The organism is Pseudarthrobacter sp. TE3704, from assembly GCF_056279405.1.
The window spans coordinates 667,642-686,051 of record NZ_JBWCCJ010000001.1 but is presented as its reverse complement, the minus strand read 5'-3'; the positions used below and the strand labels follow the sequence as shown (position 1 = coordinate 686,051).

Sequence of the window (18,410 nt, the reverse complement as noted above, 5' to 3'; positions counted from 1 at the left end):
GCTGGCGGGCTGCACAGCCCCGCCGCCCTACGCCCGCCCGGCCGCCGCAGCCGTTTTCCGTCCGGCCAGCTGGACGGACGCCATTTTGTAGCACAGCTGCCCGCCGAGTTCGCGGGGATGGATCCACACCTCATAGCCCTCGGCTGCCGAGAACAGGGCCCTGCCCGCTGTCATGTCCGCTGCAAGCCAGAGGGCGGAGGAATCCTGCATGGCGTCGTCCACCACTCCCGCCCGGACCAGCTGGAAATCCTTCCGGACCTCCACGGGAATCCCGACGAGCCGGCTCCAGTCGTGATAGCGAAACCACTTCATGGCGCGGTCAGTGCATGTGGCTTCCGCCGTTGATGTCCACCGTGGTGCCGGTGAGGTAGGCGGATTCCTCGGAGGACAGGAAGGTGATCACGGCAGCAACTTCTTCCGTGGTGGCGTTGCGGCCCAGCGGAATCCCGGCGTTGATGGCGGCTTCCTGCTCCTCGGTGCTGCCCACGCGGATGTTGGTGTCCACGGCGCCCGGGGTGATGGCGTTGACGGTCACGCCGGTGGTGCCCAGTTCGCGGGCGAGGGCCTTGGTGAGGCCCAGGATGGCGGCTTTGGCGGCAGAGTAGGGGACCTTGCCGAAGACGCCGCCGCCGCGCTGGGCTGATACGGAGGACATGTTGACGATCCGGCCCCAGCCGTTGGCGATCATGTCCGGCAGGAAGGCCTTGGTCACCAGGTAGGTGCCGGTGGCGTTGACGTCCATCACCTTGTGCCACAGCTCAAGGGTGGTCTCCAGGAACGGGACCGGAGAGGTGATGCCGGCGATGTTGGCCAGGGCCCCTACCGGCGGCAGGTTGCCGGCGGCGACCTCCGCGGCCACCGCCTGGGAGGCCGCGTTGACGGATGCTTCGCTGGCGACGTCGATTTCGTGGCCAAAGGCGGGGACGTTGAATTCGTTGCCGATCTCGGCGGCGACCTTGGCGGACTTCTCGCCGTCGAGGTCCAGGATCACCACCGCCCAGCCCTGGTTGGCGTAGCGGCGGGCGGTGGTGATGCCGATGCCCCGGTCCGAGGTCGCCCCGGTGAGGACTGCGGTGCGCTGGATGGTGGTCATGACGGTGCTCCTTGGCTGATGTGGTGGGACATCCTTGTCCCTTGATGTGGCGGGCCCGGCTGGTACCGGACATTCGTGATGGGGACCACACTAATCGCGTTCGGTGTTAACAGTCAACCTCCAACATTGACTGTTGACATTGATCATGACCGCGGTCACACTGGACCTATCATTTTGTTAACCGTCGACAGCGGCTACCCCAACTGGCCGCTTTCCGAAAGGGAACCACCATGAGCAAAGATGCTCTGAAAATGCGGGGCCATGTCCATGGCACCAAAGACGCCAAGCGCGTCGCTATCGGCTCCGGTGTCGGCGCCGTTATTGAGACGTATGACTTCATCGGCTTCGGCACCGCCGCCGCCCTGTATTTCGGGACAGTCTTTTTCCCCAACACCGACCCCGTCACCGGAACCCTGGCCGCCTTTGCCACGCTGGGCGTTGGCTTCGCTGCCCGCCCCATCGGCGGCATCATTGGCGGACACCTCGGAGACAAGGTAGGCCGCAAGCCGGTCCTGGTCGCCTCCCTGATCCTGATGGGTGTGGCCACATTCCTGATAGGCCTGCTTCCCACCTACGAGCAGGTGGGCCTGCTCGCACCCGCACTGCTGGTCTTCGTCCGCATCGTCCAGGGCCTGGCGTTCGGCGCTGAATGGGGCGGCGCCATACTGATGAGCTACGAACACGCGCCGTGGAAGACCAAGGGCAAATACACCGGCATCGTGCAGGCAGGCTTCCCGGTAGGCCTTCTCCTGGCCAACCTGGTCTTCCTGGTCAGCGTGAACCTCGGTGGCGAGCTCGCCTGGCGCGTTCCCTTCCTGGCCAGCATCGTTCTCGTCGCTGTCGGCCTGATCATCCGCGCCAAAGTGCCCGAATCCCCCGTCTTCGACGAGGTCAAGGACAGCGGCTCCATCGTCAAGAACCCCATCATCGAGGTCATCAAGACCGACTGGCGCAGCATCGTCCGCGGCATCGGCCTCCGCATCGCCGAGACCGCCGGCTACGCAGTGTCCATCACCTACATGATTTCCTACCTGCACACCCAGCAGCTGGCGGATAAGACCGAAACCCTCGTGGCCCTCTGCATCGCCTCATTCATCGGTATCTTCGCAACCATGGCCTGGGCACGCCTCACGGACAAGATCGGCCGCCGTCCCCTGTACGTCTGGTCCTGCGCCTTCGCAGCACTGTTCGGCATCCCGATGTTCCTGCTGGTCAACACCGGAATGTTCATCTTCGTCATCGCCACCATCGTCATCTCCTACGCCGTCTGCCAGAACTCCCTCGCCGGCGCCCAGGGCCCGTGGTTCCCTGAACTGTTCCAGGCCAAAACCCGCTCCTCCGGCGCCTCACTGGCCTACCAGATCTCAGCGATGGTCTCCGGCTTCACCCCCTTCATCACCACCCTGCTGTTCGTTGCCCTGGGATGGATGGGCCCCGCCCTGCTCTTCAGCTTCTACGCCGCCATCGGCCTCTGGGCAGCAATCGTCACCAGGGAAACCTGGGGCAAGCGCGAACGCCAGCTCGCTGACGAAGCCACCAAAAGCACACCCAACACGGTGAGCGTCTAATGACCGTCACGCACGAAACGAACACGGAGCAAGCAATGCCAACAGAAACCGTCCAAGCCCCGGCCATCAAAAGCCAGGCGGCTCAGGAGCGGATCGCCAAAATCGCTGCCGCGGCCTACCGGATCCGGCACCATGCCCTGAACATGGGCGAGGTCCAGGGCCAGGGCTACGTGGGCCAGGCCCTGGGTGCGGCTGACATGCTGGCCACGGTCTACGGCGACCAGCTCCGCTTCCGCGCCGAGGATCCGCACTGGGAGGCCCGGGACCGGTTCCTGCTCTCCACCGGCCACTACGCCATCGGCCACTACGCCGCGCTGGCCGAAGCCGGCATCGTCCCGGTCGAGGAGCTCGAGACCTACGGCTCGGATGATTCGCGGCTGCCGATGTCCGGCATGTCCACCTACACGCCCGGCATGGAGATCTCCGGCGGCTCCCTGGGCCACGGCCTGACCATCGCCGTCGGCATGGCCCTGGGTCTCCGGTACCAGGGGTCCGATTCGAGGGTGTTCAACTTCCTCTCCGACGGCGAGCTGGACGAAGGCTCCACGTGGGAGGCGGCCATGGGCGCGCACCACCACCAGCTGGGCAACCTCACAGCAATGGTGGACATCAACGCCCTGCAGGCCGACGGCAAGACCGACACAGTCCTCCGAACCGAGCCGGTGACCGAAAAGTGGGAATCGTTCGGCTGGTACACCCAGCGCGTGGACGGCAACGACGTCGCCGCGCTGCTCGCAGCCTTCGACAACGCAGCCGCCCAGGCCGCCGCCGTCGGACGCCCCTCCGTGATCCTCTGCGACACCAAGGTGGGCCGCGGCGTACCCCTGCTCGAAAACCGCGAAAAGGCGCACTTCATGCGCATCGAAGAACACGAATGGCAGACCTGCCGCGAGCAGCTCACCGCCGGTCACGAAGGAAAGGCTTCAGCATGAGCACCACCACCGAGGCCCCCAACACCACTACAGCCATCAAGCCGAAGCTGAAGACCTCGGCCATGATCGCGTCCTTCGCCGACCCGGACCAGAAGACGGCGTCCGCACCCTTCGGGCACGCCCTGGTCAAGGCCGCACAGGAAAACGACCGGATCGTCGGCCTCACCGCGGACCTGGGCAAGTACACCGACATGCACATCTTCGCCAAGGCATTCCCGGAGCGGTTCTTCCAGATGGGCATGGCCGAGCAGCTGCTCTTCGGCGCAGCCGCCGGCCTGGCGGAAACCGGGCTGGTGCCGTTCGCGTCCACCTACTCCGTGTTCGCCGCCCGCCGCGCCTACGACTTCCTGTGCCTGGATGCCGCCGAGCCGAACCTGAATGTCAACATCGTGGGCGGCCTGCCCGGCCTCACCACCGGCTACGGCCCCAGCCACCAGGCCACCGAGGACATGGCAATCTTCCGCGGCATGCCCAACCTGACCATCGTGGACCCCTGCGACTCGATCGACATCGAGCAGGCAGTGCCGCAGCTCGCGGCCAGCGAAGGCCCCACCTATCTGCGCCTGCTGCGCGGCAACGTGCCCACCGTCCTGGACGAATACGACTACACGTTCGAGCTCGGCAAGGCCAAGGTCCTGCGCGGCGGCAACGACGTTGTGTTCATCTCCTCCGGCCTGATGACCATGCGCGCCCTGCAGGCAGCCAAGGCGCTCTCGGCACACAACGTGGACGTCGCCGTCGTGCACGCCCCCACCATCAAGCCGTTCGACGCCGACACCGTGCTCAAGGAGATCAACACCGACCGGCTGGCCGTGACGCTGGAAAACCACTCCGTGGTGGGCGGCCTGTTCGAAACCGTCGCCTCCGCCGTCGTTACCGCGGGCGTGGGCAAGCGCGTGGTCCCCGTGGCGCTGCCGGACCAGTTCCTCGACGCCGGGGCGCTGCCCACCCTGCACGACCGCTACGGGCTTGCCGTGGACCGGATCGTTGCAAAGGTCCTCGCCGAACTCGGCTGACCTTGCAGCTGCAGCATCGAAGAGCACGGCACCGGTCCCGGCCGGTGCCGTGCTTTCTGTCGTAATATCGACGTATGACTGTAAACAGTCGACTTACAACAGTGAGGACGGAAGCCATGGCCGGACTGACAGCCCCGCTGCTGGGACTGGAAAAGAAAAGCCTGCGCGAGCAGGCGCTCGCGGCACTGAGGACCGCCATCACCAGCGGCGAGCTGGAACCCGGGCGGCACCTGGTGGAGACCGAGCTGTCCGAGATGCTGCAGATCAGCCGGGGAACGCTCCGTGAAGCCCTGCGCCAGCTGGAACAGGAAGGCCTGCTCTCGGCCGGTCCCCGCGGCCGGCTCTCCGTCCGGCACCTGGATGAAAAGGAAATCCGGGATATCTTCGCCGTCCGCGCCGCCCTGGAGTCGCTTGCCGCCCGGACCCTCTGCGAACTTCCGGACCGGCAACACGTCACGCAGTCCCTGCACAAAGCCATCGATGCGATGAGCGCGACAGCTGACGGGACGCTTGAGGAACGGATCGAATCGGACCTCGAGTTTCATCGCACCCTTTGCCGCCTGACCGGCAACGAGACGCTCCTCCATTCCTGGCAATCGCTGGAAGGCTCCATCCGGATGTCCATCATGTTTGCCGGCCGGGAAAAGGGCGTCAGCAACATGAGCGTGGACCGTCACCGGGACATCGTCGCCGCCATCGACACCGGCGATGCCGCCCTGGTCCGCAAGACCATCCTCGAGCACATGGACACGGCCGCGGCCACGCTGGTGTCCTAGCCACTTCTTGGTAGTTTCGTAGTTCGCGCGAATAGTCCCCGCGCCCCCGGGTACGTTGGACTATGAGCAGGGTGGCCAGGCAGTATGCCTTGGGACCGCGGGACCAACTGCAGAAAGAGGACTCAATGCGGGAACCGATGACCAGCGACGATGTTTTTGAAGCGGAGACCGTTGCCGGCGAAAACGAGGAAGCAGCAGCTGAACCGTCAGTGGACCCGGACGTCAATTTTGACGAGCAGTTTTATCCGGCCCGACCCAAGGCGCTGAGGCCCACCGCCCGGCGGCGCCAATACTTTGCCACCAGGCCATCCTTCGAATTCGATGGACGCAATGCGGCCTATGTCGAATGGCTGCGGAACCAGGCGATGCTGGGCGACGCCAACACATTGGCCCGGCAGCTCTCCGGGCAAGCCAGCATGTGGCAGAACTCCTACGCCCACCCGAACCCCCGGGCTGCCGTGGAGCGGGCACCCGTCTGGTTTACTGCCTATCCCCTGTCCTTCATCACCAGGTCCACCGAGTCCTTCCTCTCGGCCCTGGGCGATCCGGCCATGTGGGAAGCCTTCAGCGAAATAGGCATCCGGGCCATCCACACCGGCCCCGTGAAACTGGCCGGAGGCATCAGCGGCTGGTCCCAGACGCCCAGCGTGGACGGGCACTTCGACCGGATCAGCATGGCGATCGATCCCGTGTTCGGTACCGAGGATGAGTTCCGCCGGATGTGCGAGGTCGCCGCGGAACACGGCGGAACCATCATCGACGACATCGTTCCCGGCCATACCGGCAAGGGCGCCGATTTCCGCCTGGCCGAGATGAACTTCCGGGACTACCCGGGCATCTACCACATGGTGGATATCCCGGAGGAGGACTGGCACCTGCTGCCGGACGTCCCCGAGGGGCAGGACTCCGTCAACCTGAGCCCCGATTCCGAGCAGGCCCTGCAGAAGGCCGGGTACATCATTGGCCGGCTGCAGCGGGTGATCTTCTACGAACCGGGCGTCAAGGAAACCAACTGGAGCGCCACCCGGCCCATCGTGGACACCACCGGAAAGACCCGCCGCTGGGTTTACCTCCACTACTTCAAGGCAGGCCAGCCGTCCATCAACTGGCTGGACCCCACATTCGCCGGGATGCGCCTTGTGGTGGGGGACGCACTGCATTCCCTGGTAGACCTGGGCACCGGCGCGCTGAGGCTGGATGCCAACGGCTTCCTCGGGGTGGAAAAGAGCGCCGAGGAGCAGCCGGGCTGGTCCGAGGGGCATCCGCTGTCCGAGGCAGCCAACCAGCTCATTGGCTCCATGATCCGCAAGGTGGGCGGGTTCTCCTTCCAGGAGCTGAACCTGACCATCGACGACATCAAGGCGACGTCCGAGGCGGGCCCGGACCTTTCCTACGACTTCATCACCCGGCCGGCCTACCACTACGCGCTGGTAACCGCCGATACCGAGTTCCTGCGGCTGACGCTCAAGCTGTCCATGGAAATCGGCGTCGACCAGGCATCACTGGTCCACGCCCTGCAGAACCATGACGAACTGACGTACGAGCTTATGCACTTTGCCGCAGGGCACCGGGAAGAGATCTTTGAGCTCAACGGGCAGGAACTGACAGGCGCCCAGGTGGCCGAACAGGTGCAGCAGACCATGAGGGAGCGCCTGACCGGGGAGAACGGCCCCTACAACGCGTTGTTCACCACCAACGGCATCGCCTGCACATCGGTCAGCTTCATCATGGCCGCATTGGGCATCAAGGACCCCCAGGCGGTGACCCCGGAAGAGGAGGCGCGGATCCTGGATGTCCACATCCTCCTCGCCATGTACAACGCGCTCCAGCCCGGGGTCTTCGCACTCTCCGGCTGGGACCTGGCCGGCATCATGGCGCTGGACCGCAAGAGCGTCGCCGAACTCACCGCCCAGGGTGACACCCGCTGGATCAACCGCGGTGCACACGACATCATGGGCACCAGCCCGGACGCGGTAGCCTCCTCCGCCGGTATGCCCCGGGCCCGGAGCCTGTACGGCCCGCTCCCGGAGCAGCTGCAGAACCCGTCCTCCTTCGCGAGGCGCCTGCAGCGGATCCTGGCGGTCCGCGAAGAAAGCGGCATCGCCACAGGCGCCCTGCTGGATGTACCGGACGTCTCCAACCGCGGACTGCTGGTGATGGTGGTCCGGCTGAACAACGGCGCACTGGGTGTTACGGTGCTGAATTTCTCCGACCAGGACATTGCGGGCAGCATCCAGTCCAGCCACCTGGTGCCCGGGGCTGCCGTGCACGACCTGTTCACCGGCGATGCCGTTGGCCAGGTGGATGACCTGCACAGTTTCTTCCTCGAACTGCCTGCCTACCAGGGCACGGTCCTGCAGCTGACAGAGGAAGAGGAGACCGGGCAGGAGGACGGCGTTACTGCACCACCCGTGGGCTGATTCTCCTTGCGGCCGCGCGGGAATCCCTGTGGGTTCTCAACCGTTAACTGAATGTTCGGTAAGTTACCCGCGCGTAAATGAGGGATTGAATGAACGGGAAGTTTGTATCTGTTGAGGACGACGCCGGGAAAGTCACCCGCTACGTCCGTCACGGCAACGGCGGGGGCCTCGTGGCGCCCGGGGCAGTCGTGGCCGAAAGCGCCCGCATCGGCGCCATGACGTACGTGGAGCAGGGCGCACAGATCGGTCCCGGCTGCCGGATCGGCCACGGGAGCTGGATTGACCGTGAAGCCAGGATCGGCGACCGGACGGTGGTGGGTGACGGCGTGCGCATCGGCCGTGCGACGGTCATCGGAAGCCGGGTCCACATCGCCAGCCACTCGCGCATTGGTTCCGGGGTCCTCATTGAGCACGGGGTCCACGTGCACGCGGACAGCACCGTGCCCGACGGCGGCCAGGTCCTGCTCAGTTCGCGGACCCCGGAACGCGCCGCGGCTCGGAAGCGGCCGCACCGCACGAGCAAGGGCAGGATCGCCGCCTGAGGCTGCTAGCGCGCCCCGGCGGCCTCGGGAACCTCAGGGGCAGGCGTGAGCAGCATGGTTGCGGTATCGATGCGCTCATCCGTGTCCTGCCGGGCAACCAGTTCGTCCGCCTCCTCGCGGCTGGCAACCACGGGCACTGACCCGAGCAGGGGCCGGGAGGCCGACTCCCGCATCTTCAGCAAGGCAAACAGCGCCACCAGCGAGAAGAACATCACGTAGAACGCGGGAGCGTACAGGTTTCCGGTTGCCTCAACGAGGATCTGGCTGACCAGGGGCGTGGTGCCGCCGAAAACGGAAATCGCGAGGTTGTGCGTGACGCCTACCGATCCGAACCGGGAGGCCGTGGGAAAGAGCTCGGACATCACGGCCGCGGTCAGTGCGAGGAAAAACGCCGAGGGCAGCGACACCAGGAACAGTGCCAGGTACAGGGACCACAGCGTTCCCAGCTGCATCAAGGTAAAGGCCGGGAGCAGCAGGACCAGGTTTCCGATCGTGGCCATCGCGTAGATGGGGCGCCGGCCGATGCGGTCGGACCAGCGGGCCACAAGCGGGATCATGAGCGCCAGCAGAACCAGGACGACGACGGCGGCAACGGCCGTGTGCATAGGGTCGGATCCGACCTGGGTTTCCAAGTACGTGGGTATGTAGCTGGTGAGCAGGTACCCCGTCGTGCCGTCCGCGGCAACGAGGGAGCAGCCGATCAGGATTTGCGGCCAGTAGTGCTTGAAGATGTTCGGCAGGTTGTGCCGGACGAAGATGGGGTCAATGTCTTCGGTTCCGGCCTTCGCGTGGGCGGCCTCGAAGCTGGGTGATTCCGGGAGCCGGAGCCGCATCAGAATCGCCACGATGCCCAGGGGAAGGGCGATCAGGAACGGGATGCGCCAGCCGCCGTCCAGCATTGCGCTGTCACCCCACGCTGAGGTGGTGATGGCGGTGGTTGCCGCCACCATGCTGGCACCGGCAGCGAAGCCGAGCATTGAGCCGGAGTTCAGCAGGGAGGCCATATACCCGCGGTTGCGGTCGGGCGAGAACTCGGAGATGTAGGTGGCGGCACCCGAATATTCGCCGCCGGTGGAGAAACCCTGCAGCATCTTGAGCAGGTACAGGGGGATGATGACCCACAGACCCACCTCGCCTGCGGTGGGGAGCAGGCCGATGCCGGTTGTGGCCACGGCCATCAGTGCCATCGTGAAGAAGAGCACTTTGCGTCGGCCGATCCTGTCACCCAGCGGCCCGAGGATCATTCCACCCAGGGGGCGAACGATGAAGGACACAGCGAAACCGAGCAGGGTGACCAGCAGGCCCATGCGTTCGTCCATGCCCTCGGTGAACACGGAGGTCATGACGACGGCCAGGTAGCCGTAGACTCCGATGTCGTACCACTCGATGAAGTTGCCTACCCCAGCGCCTACCTGCGCCTTCCGCAGTTCGTTCTTATCCACGATGATGCAGTCGCCCGCCGTCAGTCGGCGGGCAGTTTTGTGGCGCACGGGGTGCTCTTCTTTTGAGTGTTCGAACATCTTCGTCCTGTCTGTGTACCGGATGACGGGTCGGCAGGAGTACCGGCGGTCAACCGGAATCCCCTAGGGGAGGCTGGTAAGTATTGTGCCAGAAACACAACGGAGGATCGGCCGCTTTCCCGCCCAAAATGTGATCTGAGCCTCCATTTTCCGCGTGATCAGCCCGTCTCCGGGCTGTTGCAACAGAAGCAACTGGGCGCGTCACAATCACCAAATGACCACGTTTTCATCCTCGCCCTGCCGAAAACCGACCCGTTGCGTCCCGAGGTTTTCACGGGCAATTGGAGCGCGGACTGCCGGCCTCCGGGCCGGCAGCCCGCCTTCTGTTGCCACGGCCGCCGCGCAGGACCGCCACGCCCCAAACGGCAAGGAAGGCCGCAACCAGCAAGAGCCCTGCCTCGCCCAGGTCGATATCGCCCAGCCAGGCGGTGACCGGGTCATCCAGCCCAAAGGCGGCATGGGCGAACCCGCCGAGGGTGATGGCTGCGATGAAGAGCGCCGAGACGGCGGTAAGGCCCGTCACCAAGGCATTGAAGCCGAGTTTGCGCTGCGGGTCATCAAGGGCCGAGCGGTACATCCGCATCATTGCCACGCCGTTGACCGAATCGCACAGGGTCATCGCGGCGGCGAACGCCAGCGGCAGCGCAAGCAGGGCGAAGGGCGGCACCCCGGCCAGGGACGCCGCCGTCGTCATCATCAGCAGCCCGATGGTGGTGGCGGTGTCGAAGCCCAGCCCGAACAGGAAGCCGATCACGTAGATGTTCCGTGGCCGCCGCACCCTGGACAGGGGCCTGGCCAGCAGCCGGGCCACGAGCCCCTGCTGTTCGAGGTCCGCCGGACTGATTGCCGCGCCGCTGCGGGCCCGGCGGTAGGCCCGCGCCGACCTGGCGAACGCCGACCCGTTGAACAGGCCCATCGCCAGCAGGAACAGGCCGGACACGCCGCTCCCGACCAACCCGAGCACCAGGTTGCCGGCGGACCCGTCCTGCATGAAACCGCCCACAACGCCGGCGCCGGCGACCACCAGCACCCCGGCCAGGGTCACCACGGAGCTGTGCCCCAGGCTGAAGGCAAAGCCGACGCTGACAGGGTCCTGCCGCTGGGCTACGAACTTCCGCGTCGAATTATCGATCGCGGCAAGGTGGTCCCAGTCGTAGCTGTGCTTCACGCCCGCCAGGTAGGCGGTCAGGACCAGGCCCCACGTGAGCGCGTGGGCACCGGCCGCACCGGCGTTCCCTGCCAGCAGGAGTACGACGGCGGCCGCATGCAGCGCTGCCACCGCGCCAAAGGTGAACATCAGGCGCGTCCGCACCGGCAGTGCTTCCCGCTGCCGGTAATAGGTGGCGATGCCCGTGATGGCCGTCATCAGTGCTTCCTCAGGTTCAGCGGTCCCTGCCCGTGCCAGCGTTCCCGCAGGAGGTTGGCGCAGGCCGAAAGAAGGAGGTTGAGTTCCCCGGTGCTGTTGGACAGGGCGCGGAGCACCAGGCCGGAAGTACCCGCGACGGCGCGGGTCAGTGAAACGCCGGTCAACGCATCGAATCCGGCGGCGAGCAGGTGCAGTTCGTCGGCGAGCGCCTGGTCCACGCGGGCGTTCACCACCACGAGGGACCCCACGTGGCTGAAGCCCTCCATGAACCCGAGCCCGGTGACATCGCCCGACGGCGGCCGGATCAGCAGGTTGTCCAGCGCCAGGAGTTCAGGTGTCCCGCCGTCGCCGTCGGGTTCCACCCGGATCTCGTTGCGCAGCCGGACTTCCTCGTACTGGAAGGCGGCCCCGTCCGGCGACCAGCCGGGGGTCACCACTTCGGCCATGACCAGCGACGACGACGGCCGCAGGGCAACAGAGGTCCGCTGCCGGTAGCTGGCCTCCCGGTAGGCGATGAGCTGGTCCGGCATCAGCTCCAACCGGGCCCCCTCCCCCAGCCGGACAGTCATCCGCTGTTCAGCAAAAGACCCGGGAGTCCGGTAAACCTTCGTCGCGGACTGGGTAGTCAGCAAGAGATCAGCACCGTCCTGGACTTCAACATTCAGCACAAAAAGGTCAGTGCCAAGATAAGCACCGCCAGGATTCACAACGACATAACAGACCTGCCCAGAGTCATCGAGATAATGCGGGCGCAGTACACGAAGAGCGCCCTGATGGTACTGATGTGCGGCGACGGACCGCTGACCCCGCACGGCGACCGCAAGCTCAAGCGCCCCCATGGGTCGCTGTCCGTGGCTGGGTCCGGCGGCTTCGCCGGATTTGGGGCCGTGCCCGCTTCGCGGTGCCCACCACGCCGCGGCCCCCAAATCCGGCCTCGCCGCCTCTGCAGTCACCTCACCTTCCGGCGCCACTTGGGGAACCGTCGTCATCGAGCGAGGTCGAGCATCAAGACATCCTTGCGCATCCATTCGATGACGGCATCGAGCCCTTCGTCTGTTTTGAGGTTAGTGAAGCAAAATGGTTTGTCGCCCCTGAATTCCCGCGAATCCCGCTCCATGACGGCGAGGTCCGCTCCGACGTGGGGTGCGAGGTCGGTTTTGTTGATGATGAAGAGGTCGGACTTGATCATGCCTTGGCCGGCTTTGCGGGGGATTTTCTCGCCCTGGGCCACGTCGATGATGTAGATGGAGAAGTCGACGAGTTCGGGGCTGAAGGTGGCGGAGAGGTTGTCGCCGCCGGATTCGACGAAGATCACCTGCAGGTCGGGATGGCGGGCTTTGAGTTCCTCGATGGCGGCGGTGTTCATGGAGGTGTCTTCGCGGATGGCGGTGTGCGGGCAGCCGCCGGTTTCGACGCCGATGATCCGGTCCACGGGCAGGATGCCGTTGGCCGCGAGGATTTTGGCGTCCTCGATGGTGTAGATGTCGTTGGTGATGGCGGCCATGGAGATTTCGCCGCTCATGTGCCGGGTGAGGCGCTCCACGAGCTGGGTCTTGCCTGCGCCGACGGGTCCGCCGATGCCGATCTTGATGGGTTCAGACATGTGTCCTCCTTTGAATCACAAGCACAGTCAGCTCATGAACATCCGGGCACGTTGGCGTTCGTGCCGCATTTGCGAAATTTCCAGTCCGGGCGTCACGGCCCCGAAGTCGTCCGGCGTGAGGTGGGCGATCCGTTCGACGGCGGCAGCAACGTCGTCGGCCGCTTGCCGCAGGAGCCGCTGGCCTGCGTTCTGGCCGAGCGGGATGGCCCGGACGGCGTTCTGGGTGAGCGACGTGACGGTGGCAAAAAGATAGGCGGCGAGCGCCTCCGGAAGCGGCACGCCGAGTGAACGGGCGACGACGGCGAACGCCAACGGCTGATGCCCCGCCGCCCGGCCACCGGAAACCAGCTCCCGGTAGGATGCCAGCTCAGCGGAGGGAAACACCTCGCCCCCAATCTCCAGCAACCGGAGCCCCATCTTCACGGAAGCCTCCCGAACCTGCCGAGGCAACAGCGAAGCAGACAAAAGAGCATCAAGTTCAAGAACATCAACACCCTCATACAAGAACCGAATGGCAAGCCCATCAGAGTAAGAAAGCGTCTGGGAGATAAAAGCACCGAGCCACACCCCAAAACCAGCCTCATCACGAACCACACCGGCATCGATGTACGTCTCAAAGCCAAGAGAGTGCGCAAAGGCCCCAGTAGGAAGCGCCGAGTCAGTGAGCTGCTGCAAGGCAAGCTGGTAACTGCTCACCGCACTCCCGCCCAAGGTGAGAAACGCAAGCGACGGCCCGGATTGGGGGCCGCGGCGTGGCGGGCACCGCGGAGCGGGCACGGCCCCCAACCCGGGGCGGCGCACCCAGCCGTCGCGCCTTTTGGAGCGCGCAGCGCGGCGACGGAATTACTAGTGCGAATGCTCAGCATGGCGGAAAGGAACAGGCATGACGCGTTCCTGCCGGGAGTAGGGCACGGCGGCGTGGCGAAGGTAGTCCTCGACGGTGTGGTCGTAGGCGCACACCATGACGTCGGTTTCGTACTCTGACGACGAGTCGAAGAACTGGGCCTGGAGATGCCGGTTGCCGAGGGAGTGGGCCACGACGCCCATTTCGTGGATGGACCGGGGTGCGATGACCAGGACGTCGGTGGGCAGCACGGACACAACGATCATGTTGGAGTCCTCGACGTGCAGGATGTCGCCGTCGCGGAGGTCACCGGAGCCGGAGGGCAGCCGGATGCCGATTTCCTTGCCGTGGTCCGTCGTCGCGCGTTGGATCCGTTTGACCAGCTGGGCGCTGGGCAGCACCACTTTTTCCTGGTGCAGGCCGGCGTAGGCGGCGAGGTCGGTCGCGGGCAGTTCATGGAGGTTGCCGAGGACTTTGTCGATGATCATGTGGGCTCCGGAAATCTAGAAGAGGAAGTAGCGCTGGGCCATGGGGAGGACGTCGGACGGATCGCAGGTGACGTCCTCGCCGTCGACCGTTACCTGGTAGGTTTCCGGGTCCACCTGGATGTCCGGGGTGGCGTCGTTGTATTTCAGGTCCGCTTTGGTGAGGGTGCGGATCCCTGAAACGGGCCGGATGACCTTCCCGAGCCCCAGCTCTTGGGGGACGCCGGCGTCGATGGCCGCCTGGGACAGGAACGTGATGGACGATTGCTGCACGGCCTTCCCGTACGCGCCGAACATCGGCCGCATGGTCCGGGGCTGCGGTGTGGGGATGGAGGCGTTGGCGTCGCCCATGAGCGCGTAGGCGATCTGCCCGCCCTTGATCACGAGCTCCGGTTTGACGCCGAAGAACGCGGGATCCCAGAGGACAAGGTCGGCGAACTTCCCTTCCTCCACGGAGCCGATGGAGTCCGCGATGCCCTGCGCGATAGCCGGGTTGATCGTGTACTTGGCCACGTAGCGCTTGAGGCGGAAGTTATCGCTGCCCGCCGAACCGTGGAGCCCGGCAGCACTGTCCCCCCGGGGATCTTTCAGCACACCCCGCTGCTTCTTCATCTTGTCCGCCACCTGCCAGGTGCGGGTGATCACTTCGCCCACGCGGCCCATGGCCTGCGAGTCGGAGGAGGTGATGGAAAAGATGCCCAGGTCCTGCAGGACGTCCTCGGCGGCGATGGTTTCGGCCCGGATGCGGGAGTCGGCGAAGGCCACGTCCTCGGGGATGTCCGGGTTGAGGTGGTGGCAGACCATCAGCATGTCCAGGTGCTCTTCGATGGTGTTGCGGGTGTAAGGCAGCGTGGGGTTGGTGGAGGCCGGCAGGACATTGGGCATCCCGGCGATTTTGATGATGTCCGGGGCGTGCCCGCCGCCGGCGCCCTCGGTGTGGAAGGTGTGGATGACCCTGCCGTCGATGGCGCGGATGGTGTCCTCCACGAAGCCGCACTCATTGAGGGTGTCGGTGTGGATGGCCACCTGGACGTCGTATTCGTCGGCCGCTTTCAGGGAGGTGTCGATGGAGGAGGTCGTTGAGCCCCAGTCCTCGTGGACCTTGAGCCCGATGGCACCGGCACGAATCTGCTCGGCGAGGGGTTCGACGGCGGACGCGTGGCCCTTGCCGAACAGGCCGATATTGACGGGGAGCCCCTCCGCCGCCTGCAGCATCCGCTGGATGTGCCACTTTCCGGGCGTGACGGTGGTGGCCTTGGTGCCTTCGGCAGGGCCGGTGCCGCCGCCGATCATGGTGGTGATGCCGCTGGTCAGTGCGGTGGGCACCTGGTCCGGGGAGATGAAGTGGATGTGCGTATCCACACCGCCGGCCGTGAGGATCTTCCGCTCCCCCGCGATGATTTCGGTGCTGGCGCCGATCACGATGTCCACGCCGTCGGTGATCTGCGGGTTGCCGGCTTTGCCGATCCTGAAGATGTGGCCGTCCCTGATAGCCACGTCGGCCTTGTAGATGCCGGTGTAGTCGAGGATCACGGCATTGGTGATGACGGTGTCCGGGACGTCTTCATCCAAACCAGCGCCATCCCTCGTGGCCTGGCCGTTTTGGCCCATGCCGTCCCGGATCACCTTGCCGCCGCCGAACACCACTTCCTCGCCGTACACGGTGAGGTCTTTCTCGATCTCGAGGAACAGTTCGGTGTCGGCCAGGCGGACTTTGTCGCCTGTCGTTGGGCCGTACAGGTCGGCGTACTGCCGCCGGGGAATGTCGAAGCTCATTTGTTTCCCGCCTTCGCGTCTGTCAGCGGGCCGTTGACGGCGTTGCTGAGTCCGTACACTTCCCTGGTGCCGGCCAGTTCGATGAGCCGGACAGTCCGGGAGTCCCCCGGTTCAAACCGGGCGGCAGTTCCGGCGGGAATGTCCAGCCTGCGGCCGTAGGCGGCGTCCCGGTCGAAGGTGAGGGCGGCGTTCGCCTCGGCGAAGTGGAAATGGGACCCCACCTGCACGGGCCGGTCGCCGGTGTTGGTGACCGCGACTTCGACCGCATCGCGTCCGGCGTTGGCCGTCACTGGCTCGGGGCGAAGAATGTACTCCCCTGGAATCATGGCCTGCCCCTTTATCGGATGGGATCGTGGACGGTGACGAGCTTGGTGCCGTCCGGAAAGGTTGCCTCGATCTGGACGTCGTGGATCATCTCGGGCACGCCCTCCATCACGTCGTCACGGGCCAGCAGCGTGGTGCCGTAGCTCATCAGGTCAGCCACGGTGCGGCCGTCCCGGGCGCCTTCGATCAGCTCGTAGCTGATGATGGCCACAGCCTCGGGGTAGTTGAGCTTGAGGCCGCGGGCCTGGCGCCGGCGGGCGAGGTCGGCGGCCACCACGATCATGAGCTTTTCCTGCTCACGTGGCATCAGATGCATGAGGGTCCCCTTCAACGGCCTGCGGACGGCGTGGGACCCACAGTAGGTGCCGAACATTTCGGCCACGTTTCGGGGGTGTAATCCGGGGCTCTACGTGCCCTTCCCCATCAGCGGCCTACTTTGCCTCACTGAGGCGGGCGAGGATTTCATCGGTGGACTGGACCGGCTGGCGGTAACTGGTGGAGAGGATGCGCAGCATGTCCTTTGCGTCCTGGTTGTCTTCCGAGGCCATGGCATCCTCGGCATAGGTGACCCGGATGTTGTGGGCGAAGGCATCTGCCCCGGTCTGGGCGATGCAGTTGTGGGTGGAGACGCCGGCCAGCACCACCTCGTCCGCGCCCCAGTTCCGCAGCCGGGACAGCAGGTTGGTCCCCACAAAGGCGCTGTCACGGGTCTTGTTCAACTGGGGCAGGCCATCCTTCGCCAGGCCGGGAACAGCCTCGGCCTGCTTGCTGCCGCGGAAGATGAAGCCCTGGTCGTCGTCGAGCATGTTCAGCGTCCAGGTGGACTTGTCCCGCTCGTGCTCCGTGCCCACCAGCAATGCCTTGTGGCCGCTGGACGTGAACCCCTCCACCAGCCTGTTGCAGGAGGCGACCAGCTGCTCCTGCCGGGCCGCCAGCTCCGGTGCTTCAAAGTACGCGTTCTGCATGTCGATGACAAGAAGAGCAATCATGGAGGCACCTTTCCCTTGTTGAACCGGTGCCAAATCCGTACCCGCCTGTGGGGCCGGCGAAACCTGTGGAGACGGATCCTAGGGCGCGGATTCCCGGATTTTCAGCTGGAAGCCGGCCTCCACGTGAACGCCCGTGGCGGCGGTCTCGTTCCCTGCGATCCTGTCCAGGAGCAGGCCGATGGAGCGTTCGGCAATCTCATCCATGCCTGGGGAAACGGTGGTGAGGGAGGGCGAGGCAAACCGGGCTTCATCGATGTCGTCGAAGCCTGCCACGGCAACGTCCTGCGGAACCCTGACTCCGCGGATCTGCAGCTCGTGCAGGGCGCCGAGCGCCAGCACGTCATTGAGGCCGAACACGGCGTCGAAGCGGACGCCCGCGTCCAGCAGCCCTGCCAGGGCGGTTGCCCCGTTGTCGCGGCGCCACAGCGCCGGGGCCACCAGGGCCGGATCAAACGGGACCCCCGCCTCCTCCAGCGCCTCCCGGTAACCGTTGAGCCGCAGCCCGGCACTTCCTGCCGACTCCCCGGGATGGGCGCCGATCACCGCAATGCGGCGGCGGCCGCTGTCCAGCAGGTGGGTGGTGATGGCAGCCGCAGCTTCCCGGTTCTTCATGGTGACCAGGTCAAAGCGCGGATCAACGATGTGTTCACCGAGCATCACCAGGGGCTTCTTCCCCACCCGGTCGGCAACCGCATCGGCGTCGATGGCCAGCGGGGTGAACAGCAGGCCGTCGGTGAGCTGCCGGAACGGCCCCTGCAGGGCATTCAATTCCACGCTGCCTTCGGCGTCGGACTGTTCCACCAGGACGCGGTAACCGCGCTGCGCGGCCGCCTTCATCAGTTTTGACGCGAGCTCGGCGTAGTAGGGCGCGGAGAGATCGGACAGGACCAGGCCGAGCATGGAGGTTTTTCCGGACCGCAGGCTCCGTGCGGTGAGGTTCGCTTCGTAGCCCAGCTCGGCGATGGCGTCCTGGACCCGCTGCTTGGTGGCAGGGCGGATGAACTCGTAGTCATTCAGGACGTTGGAGACCGTCTTGAGCGACACACCCGCCGCCCTCGCTACGTCGTTCATGGTGACCGCCATGTCTGGCTCCTTCGTGTGGTTCCGCCGGTTTCCGGGATACATCGTTGCAGAGAAAGGCCTCCGCACGGGAACC

19 protein-coding genes are annotated in these 18,410 nt (G+C 65.4%); 6 read left to right on the top strand and 13 right to left on the bottom strand.

Annotation, left to right across the window (positions count from 1 at the left end):
* Nucleotides 1–27: 27 nt before the first annotated feature.
* Both ACZ9BC_RS03250 and ACZ9BC_RS03245 read right to left on the bottom strand, forming a co-directional pair.
* Nucleotides 28–312, bottom strand: coding sequence for a hypothetical protein (locus ACZ9BC_RS03250; protein WP_476244695.1), 285 nt, complete (start codon nt 310–312; stop codon nt 28–30).
* A 7-nt stretch (nt 313–319) separates the two neighbouring features.
* Nucleotides 320–1,093 carry an SDR family NAD(P)-dependent oxidoreductase gene (locus ACZ9BC_RS03245; RefSeq protein ID WP_476244694.1) on the bottom strand — a complete coding sequence of 258 codons (774 nt, stop codon included), beginning with the start codon at nt 1,091–1,093 and terminating at the stop codon, nt 320–322.
* Between the two features lie 230 nt (nt 1,094–1,323).
* Here ACZ9BC_RS03245 and ACZ9BC_RS03240 point away from each other — a divergent pair, with 230 nt between their 5' ends.
* The 6 genes from ACZ9BC_RS03240 (at nt 1,324) to ACZ9BC_RS03215 (ending at nt 8,347) form a co-directional block, all read left to right on the top strand.
* Nucleotides 1,324–2,661, top strand: a complete 1,338-nt coding sequence (locus tag ACZ9BC_RS03240; RefSeq protein WP_476244693.1) for an MFS transporter — start codon at nt 1,324–1,326, stop codon at nt 2,659–2,661.
* Between the two features lie 35 nt (nt 2,662–2,696).
* Nucleotides 2,697–3,593: a transketolase gene (locus ACZ9BC_RS03235; protein WP_476244692.1), complete on the top strand. Its 897-nt coding sequence runs from the start codon at nt 2,697–2,699 to the stop codon at nt 3,591–3,593.
* The gene (locus ACZ9BC_RS03230; RefSeq protein WP_476244691.1) at nt 3,590–4,609 is read left to right on the top strand and encodes a transketolase family protein; all 1,020 of its coding nucleotides are present in this window, start codon (nt 3,590–3,592) and stop codon (nt 4,607–4,609) included. The genes ACZ9BC_RS03235 and ACZ9BC_RS03230 overlap by 4 nt, the downstream gene beginning before the upstream one ends.
* Nucleotides 4,610–4,725: 116 nt before the next feature.
* Complete coding sequence (locus ACZ9BC_RS03225; RefSeq protein WP_079596771.1) at nt 4,726–5,385, top strand: GntR family transcriptional regulator; 660 nt, start codon at nt 4,726–4,728, stop codon at nt 5,383–5,385.
* A gap of 125 nt (nt 5,386–5,510) precedes the next feature.
* A complete protein-coding gene (treS, locus tag ACZ9BC_RS03220; protein ID WP_476244690.1) occupies nt 5,511–7,805 on the top strand; it encodes a maltose alpha-D-glucosyltransferase in 2,295 nt (764 codons plus the stop codon).
* Nucleotides 7,806–7,894: 89 nt separating this feature from the next.
* Nucleotides 7,895–8,347: a transferase gene (locus tag ACZ9BC_RS03215; RefSeq protein WP_476244689.1), complete on the top strand. Its 453-nt coding sequence runs from the start codon at nt 7,895–7,897 to the stop codon at nt 8,345–8,347.
* A 5-nt stretch (nt 8,348–8,352) separates the two neighbouring features.
* Here the strand turns inward: ACZ9BC_RS03215 and ACZ9BC_RS03210 are convergent, their stop codons facing one another.
* From ACZ9BC_RS03210 to ACZ9BC_RS03160, 11 genes are all read right to left on the bottom strand, one after another.
* A complete protein-coding gene (locus ACZ9BC_RS03210) occupies nt 8,353–9,837 on the bottom strand; it encodes an MFS transporter (protein WP_476244688.1) in 1,485 nt (494 codons plus the stop codon).
* A 301-nt stretch (nt 9,838–10,138) separates the two neighbouring features.
* Nucleotides 10,139–11,233: a HoxN/HupN/NixA family nickel/cobalt transporter gene (locus ACZ9BC_RS03205; RefSeq protein WP_476244687.1), complete on the bottom strand. Its 1,095-nt coding sequence runs from the start codon at nt 11,231–11,233 to the stop codon at nt 10,139–10,141.
* Complete coding sequence (locus ACZ9BC_RS03200; RefSeq protein ID WP_476244837.1) at nt 11,233–12,072, bottom strand: urease accessory protein UreD; 840 nt, start codon at nt 12,070–12,072, stop codon at nt 11,233–11,235. Before ACZ9BC_RS03200 ends, ACZ9BC_RS03205 begins: the two co-directional genes overlap by 1 nt.
* Nucleotides 12,073–12,218: 146 nt before the next feature.
* On the bottom strand, nt 12,219–12,836 hold the full coding sequence (ureG, locus tag ACZ9BC_RS03195) for an urease accessory protein UreG (protein ID WP_476244686.1): 618 nt from the start codon (nt 12,834–12,836) through the stop codon (nt 12,219–12,221).
* A 27-nt stretch (nt 12,837–12,863) separates the two neighbouring features.
* Nucleotides 12,864–13,532: an urease accessory protein UreF gene (locus ACZ9BC_RS03190; RefSeq protein ID WP_476244685.1), complete on the bottom strand. Its 669-nt coding sequence runs from the start codon at nt 13,530–13,532 to the stop codon at nt 12,864–12,866.
* Between the two features lie 150 nt (nt 13,533–13,682).
* Nucleotides 13,683–14,168 (bottom strand): urease accessory protein UreE, encoded by a 486-nt coding sequence (ureE, locus tag ACZ9BC_RS03185; protein ID WP_476244684.1) that lies wholly within the window; start codon nt 14,166–14,168, stop codon nt 13,683–13,685.
* 15 nt (nt 14,169–14,183) lie between these two features.
* Nucleotides 14,184–15,941 carry an urease subunit alpha gene (ureC, locus tag ACZ9BC_RS03180; protein WP_476244683.1) on the bottom strand — a complete coding sequence of 586 codons (1,758 nt, stop codon included), beginning with the start codon at nt 15,939–15,941 and terminating at the stop codon, nt 14,184–14,186.
* Nucleotides 15,938–16,267, bottom strand: coding sequence for an urease subunit beta (locus tag ACZ9BC_RS03175; RefSeq protein ID WP_476244682.1), 330 nt, complete (start codon nt 16,265–16,267; stop codon nt 15,938–15,940). The genes ureC and ACZ9BC_RS03175 overlap by 4 nt, the downstream gene beginning before the upstream one ends.
* A gap of 11 nt (nt 16,268–16,278) precedes the next feature.
* Complete coding sequence (locus ACZ9BC_RS03170; RefSeq protein WP_079596782.1) at nt 16,279–16,581, bottom strand: urease subunit gamma; 303 nt, start codon at nt 16,579–16,581, stop codon at nt 16,279–16,281.
* A gap of 115 nt (nt 16,582–16,696) precedes the next feature.
* The gene (locus tag ACZ9BC_RS03165) at nt 16,697–17,254 is read right to left on the bottom strand and encodes a cysteine hydrolase family protein (protein WP_079596783.1); all 558 of its coding nucleotides are present in this window, start codon (nt 17,252–17,254) and stop codon (nt 16,697–16,699) included.
* A 78-nt stretch (nt 17,255–17,332) separates the two neighbouring features.
* Nucleotides 17,333–18,337 (bottom strand): LacI family DNA-binding transcriptional regulator, encoded by a 1,005-nt coding sequence (locus tag ACZ9BC_RS03160; protein ID WP_476244681.1) that lies wholly within the window; start codon nt 18,335–18,337, stop codon nt 17,333–17,335.
* Nucleotides 18,338–18,410: the final 73 nt, after the last annotated feature.